6 protein-coding genes are annotated in these 4,430 nt (G+C 61.2%); 1 reads left to right on the top strand and 5 read right to left on the bottom strand.

The annotated features are described in order from the left end of the window. The 5 genes from ACXJ7R_RS25665 to ACXJ7R_RS25645 all read right to left on the bottom strand — a co-directional run. On the bottom strand, positions 1 to 457 hold a 457-nt coding region (locus tag ACXJ7R_RS25665), incomplete at its 3' end, for a TetR/AcrR family transcriptional regulator (RefSeq protein WP_457154275.1). Between the two features lie 137 nt (positions 458 to 594). Continuing rightward, positions 595 to 1,047, bottom strand: coding sequence for a hypothetical protein (locus tag ACXJ7R_RS25660; RefSeq protein WP_457154274.1), 453 nt, complete (start codon positions 1,045 to 1,047; stop codon positions 595 to 597). Positions 1,048 to 1,232: 185 nt separating this feature from the next. Then, on the bottom strand, positions 1,233 to 2,081 hold the full coding sequence (locus tag ACXJ7R_RS25655; RefSeq protein ID WP_457154273.1) for a 23S rRNA (adenine(2030)-N(6))-methyltransferase RlmJ: 849 nt from the start codon (positions 2,079 to 2,081) through the stop codon (positions 1,233 to 1,235). Further along, positions 2,078 to 2,689 carry a hypothetical protein gene (locus ACXJ7R_RS25650; protein ID WP_457154272.1) on the bottom strand — a complete coding sequence of 204 codons (612 nt, stop codon included), beginning with the start codon at positions 2,687 to 2,689 and terminating at the stop codon, positions 2,078 to 2,080. Before ACXJ7R_RS25650 ends, ACXJ7R_RS25655 begins: the two co-directional genes overlap by 4 nt. 37 nt (positions 2,690 to 2,726) lie before the next feature. Further along, a complete protein-coding gene (locus ACXJ7R_RS25645; protein WP_457154271.1) occupies positions 2,727 to 3,386 on the bottom strand; it encodes a TetR/AcrR family transcriptional regulator in 660 nt (219 codons plus the stop codon). 85 nt (positions 3,387 to 3,471) lie between these two features. Between ACXJ7R_RS25645 and ACXJ7R_RS25640 the strand changes: the two genes are divergently transcribed. Then, on the top strand, positions 3,472 to 3,942 hold the full coding sequence (locus tag ACXJ7R_RS25640) for a carboxymuconolactone decarboxylase family protein (protein ID WP_457154270.1): 471 nt from the start codon (positions 3,472 to 3,474) through the stop codon (positions 3,940 to 3,942). Positions 3,943 to 4,430 lie beyond the last annotated feature (488 nt).

The following is a 4,430-nucleotide window of genomic DNA, read 5'->3' as shown; positions in this document are numbered from 1 at the left end:
CAGCCACGCTTTCGGCGCGACCGCGCGGCATCTCTTCTTCGAGGATTGACTGCATGCGCTTCTTGAGGCCGTTCTTCTGCCTGGCGACAGCCTTGAACACCGGATGTTCCGGATCGCCGAACTCGGCCAGCGCATGCGCGAACAGGCAGCCATGGAAATCCGGGCTGCGGAACCAGCGATCGTGCCAGTCGAAGATCTTTGCAATTTTCTTCCCGGGCGTCGCGACCTCCTCGGCGAGGCGGTCGAGTTGGCGATCAAAACGCCTGGCGCGATAGTCGAGCACCTCGACGATCAGTTCGTCCTTGCTGGGAAAGTGACGGTACATCGTCATCTTGGCCACATCGGCCTCGGCGATGATCCGATCGATGCCGGTGGCATGGAAACCGGCGCGCTTGAACAGCCCGTAGGCCGKTTCAACGACGTGCTGGCGTTTGTCGGAAGCAGGCGACGATGTCATGGCGCTTACCAGTGATGAGACAGGTCTGTCTCATATTTATGCGACGGATCGCCTCTTCTGTCAACACAGCACAAAAAGAGCGCCCGCAGCGGGTAGAGCCGCAGGCGCGAAAAGGAATCGGAACGGAGATCCGCGCTCTAGCGCAGGATGCGGCAGCGGCCGTTGTAGACCATCCAGCGGTCGAAGCCCGAGACGCAGAATTCGACATTGTCGCCGATCGATGCGAATCCCTGGCCTTCCTCGATCAGGTACCAGATGGTGCGATCGCGCCCGTCGGACAGGCTGACGGTGGCGCCGCAATAGCGGCGGCCGATCGGCCAGGTCTCGTTGGCCGCCAGATACAGATGCTGGTGGATGCGCCGGAAATCGGTGATCTGCACGTTGGGCAGGTGCGGCACGTGATGCACCTGATGGGAAAAGCGGCTGGTGATCTTGTTCAACACCCAGGCCTCGCCGCAGACGCCGCCATCGTCGTCGGAATAGACGCCAAGGTCGGCCGCCTGCACGGCCTGGGTAAGACCGAGAGGCACGGCAAGCGGAGTGCAGAGCGAAATCAGGGCAGCAAGTGCGGATTTGGCGAAGCGAGTCATGGCAGCCTCTCAAGGTCGATTGCGCGCACTCTGCGGATTCGCTTGGCGGTGGTCAAGCGGTTGCGGAAACAATGGTTTCCCAGTTCGGAACGACGTTGGCCAAAGCCGAACCCCGCATGGAACCGGAACGGCTCCAGCACGTGGGGACCCGGACGGAAAAGAGAGCTCGAGCCCCCGCGCCCTCTCTACTCGCCGGCCAGCCATTCCAGCGACCAGTGCGCCGGCTTTTCCACGGCGAGCACCCTGTGCAAGGCAGGCATCAATGTCCGCAGTTCGCCCTCCAGCGTGAAAGGCGGGTTGACCACCAGCAGGCCGCTGCCGTCGAGACTGGGCTGCGAAGAGGCGGGCCTGATCTCGAATTCTATGTCGAGCAGCTTCGGGATGCCGGATTGCTTCAGCGCCTTGCGGAAAGCGATGATCGCCTTGCGGTCCTTGATCGGATACCACAGCGCGTAGATGCCGCTAGGCCAGCGCTTGTGCGCCCTTATGAGCCCGTCGACGAGGCGCTCGAACTCACCAGCCTCCTCGAATGGCGGATCGATCAGCACCAGGCCGCGCTTTTCCTTCGGCGGCAGATGCGCGCCGAGCGCCAGCCAGCCATCGAGCTCGATGACACGGGTCTGGAAATCGCCGGCAAAGAGGGTTCTCAGCTTCGCGACATCCTTGGGATGCAGCTCGATCGCCGACAGCCGGTCCTGCTTGCGCAGGAGATGGCGCGCAATCAGCGGTGAGCCCGGATATTTCTGGATGCCGCCCTCGGGATTGAGCGACCGCACGGTCTCCAGATAGGGCGCGAGCAGTGCCGTCACCGGCGCGGCGAACGAGGCATCGATCAGCCGGCCGATGCCGCCCTGCCACTCGCCGGTCTTTTGCGCTTCGACCGAGGACAGATCGTAGCGGCCGATGCCGGCGTGGGTGTCGATGACGCGAAACGCCTTGTCCTTCTGCTTCAGGTAGTCGAGCAATCGCGTCAGCACGACATGCTTGACGACATCGGCGAAATTTCCGGCGTGATAGGCGTGGCGGTAGTTCACTTAGAGCCCCTGCCCCAGCGCGGCGGGGGCGGCTGCGAATTCGGATTTTCGGGCCGGCCGCCACGACTGCGCAGGGAGAACAAAAACCCGATCAGGCCGACCGCCATCAGCGCGTAGCCGACCGGCCGCGCGCGGCCGTCGATCTCGCCGGCACCGGAGCGCAGGATCAGGTCGACCGCGCGCATCGGAATGTCATCGGCATCACCCGGGCCGACGGTGAAGAGATACGGACCCGGGCTGACGCTCGCGATCACGCCAGCCTCATCGCGAAAAATCTTGTCGGGCAGCTGCGGGCTGGCCTGGCGTGGGTTGTCCGAATGGTTGAACTGCAGCGTCGAGGCAAGCACCGTTCGGCCATTGGTGGCCGATGTCAGCGTCAACACCGTGCGCTGCTGCGAGACGATGCGCTCGGCCCTCGCGGTCAGATCCACCAGCACCCGCACCGGTGCGTCGCGGCTGCTGAGCGGCACCGTCAGCGGCTTGAAGCGGCCCTGCTCGTAGACACGCCATGTGCCGATCTCGTGGCCGGAGAAATTGCTCATCGCCCAGGGATAGATGAAACCGGTGCCGATGCCGGCGAGCAAGATCAGGACAAACAGAAAGCGCATTCAGACAGCCACCTTGTAATCGTACCCTGCCGGACAACTAGCTCGCATTGGTGCTGTCGCGCAGGCGTTCCATTTCATCCAGCAGCATCTCAAGGCCGAGCTCGAATGTCTTGTCGAAACCGGCCCTACCAAAATAGGCCCCGGCTGTCATGACGCTGGGAAAATCCCGCGCCAGCTGCTCGTCGCTGACCGTGGTCACCGCCGAAGGACCCTTGGCGTAACCAGCTGTCTCGTCGAGGATCGCACCCATAAGGTAGTAACTCGCAGCGCGGAACAGCCTTGCACTCAGCTCCGGACCGAAGCCGCCAGCTTCGAACAGGCCGATGACACTATCCAGCTTGGCAAGACATGCTGGCGAATTCATGCGGTAGACGACAACGAACGGGGCGAAGGCCGGATGCTCGGTCGCGACGCGACGGTATTCCTGCATGCCGACGCGGATCCTTTCGCGCCAGGGCATGCTGGCGTCGGGGATAACAATCGCGCTGATCTGCCGGTCGACCAGCGCCTCGTAGAGATGCGCCTGCGAAGGGAAGTGATGGTAGATGCTCATCGCCTCGCAGCCGAGCGCGGCCGCCAGCTTGCGCATCGAAAAGCCGGCAAGCCCCTCACGCTCGATCACCTGGAAGGCCGCGTCCTCGATCATCTCGCGAGACAGCCGACCGCGCACTCTCTTTTTCTTGATCGATGAGTCCATGGCGTCGCTTGACAACTTACACTGTAAGGTTCACCTTCGACATTACCTTACACAGTAAGGCTAACAAAGACCAGAGGAGAAAACCATGTCGAACCGTCGCATTTTCAAATCCGTGCAGTCGTCCATCCGCCGTGCGTTCCTGCTCACCGCCGCAGCCTGCATCCTGTCGCTCGGCGCGGCTCCGGCCCATGCCGATGAATACGATGCAACCATCAAGGACATCCAGTCGACCATGGGCGGTGTGCCCAGCTTTGTGAAGCAGTTCCCCAAAGCCGGCCTGCCTGGGGCCTGGGCCGAGGTCAAGGCCATCCAACTCAGCGACAAGACAGCGCTGCCACCAAAGGTCAAGTCGCTGATCTCGCTGGCAGTGGCGGCGCAGATACCTTGCAACTACTGCATCTGGTCGGACACCCAGGACGCCAAGCGCGCCGGCGCCACCGACGAAGAGATCCAGGAAGCCGTGACAATGGCTGCGCTAACCCGCCACTGGAGCACCATCTTCAACGGAATGCAGGTCGATTTCGACACGTTCAAGAAGGAAATGGGCGGGGAGTAGCATATCCCGACCCTCGAAACGGGCAGCGATTCCGGACCGATCCGAGATAGCGTGGTCGCCTTTGTTCGTCRCTTATTCCTGATTGTGATGGCCCGCGGGATGCGGCCATCACCGTCCCTTCGCACAGTCGCACCCGGCTGCCGTTCCGCCCACTGCCCGATCGAAGGAACCGTGGAATACGACACTCTACCTATGCGCTCAAAAGCCATGCTAAAATGACCGATACTCCCCTGTGAAATGTATACCTATGCGCGCATTGCCACAAAATGAGACCATTGCCACGGCCTTGGCGAAGAGGTGGCTTGATGCACGAGTATTACAAGCAACACTGGGAAAATGCGTGAGAGCCAACTTCACCGCCGGTCAGCAATTTTTTTATCGCTTTTCGGCTTTTTGTATAATTTCTGCAATATCAGGCTGTGATGCGTCAGCTTTTTATCAAGCTGCATTGATGAAATATGGACATCAGAATCTTTATATTTGTATCC

This window comes from Mesorhizobium sp. P5_C1, from assembly GCF_054049815.1.
This window is presented reverse-complemented; position numbering and strand designations above follow the sequence as displayed.

Coding starts and splice junctions, on each gene's coding strand:
- ACXJ7R_RS25645 (WP_457154271.1), bottom strand. CDS start 3,386: ATGGACTCATCGATCAAGAAAAAGAGAGTGCGCGGTCGGCTGTCTCGC.
- ACXJ7R_RS25660 (WP_457154274.1), bottom strand. CDS start 1,047: ATGACTCGCTTCGCCAAATCCGCACTTGCTGCCCTGATTTCGCTCTGC.
- ACXJ7R_RS25650 (WP_457154272.1), bottom strand. CDS start 2,689: ATGCGCTTTCTGTTTGTCCTGATCTTGCTCGCCGGCATCGGCACCGGT.
- ACXJ7R_RS25640 (WP_457154270.1), top strand. CDS start 3,472: ATGTCGAACCGTCGCATTTTCAAATCCGTGCAGTCGTCCATCCGCCGT.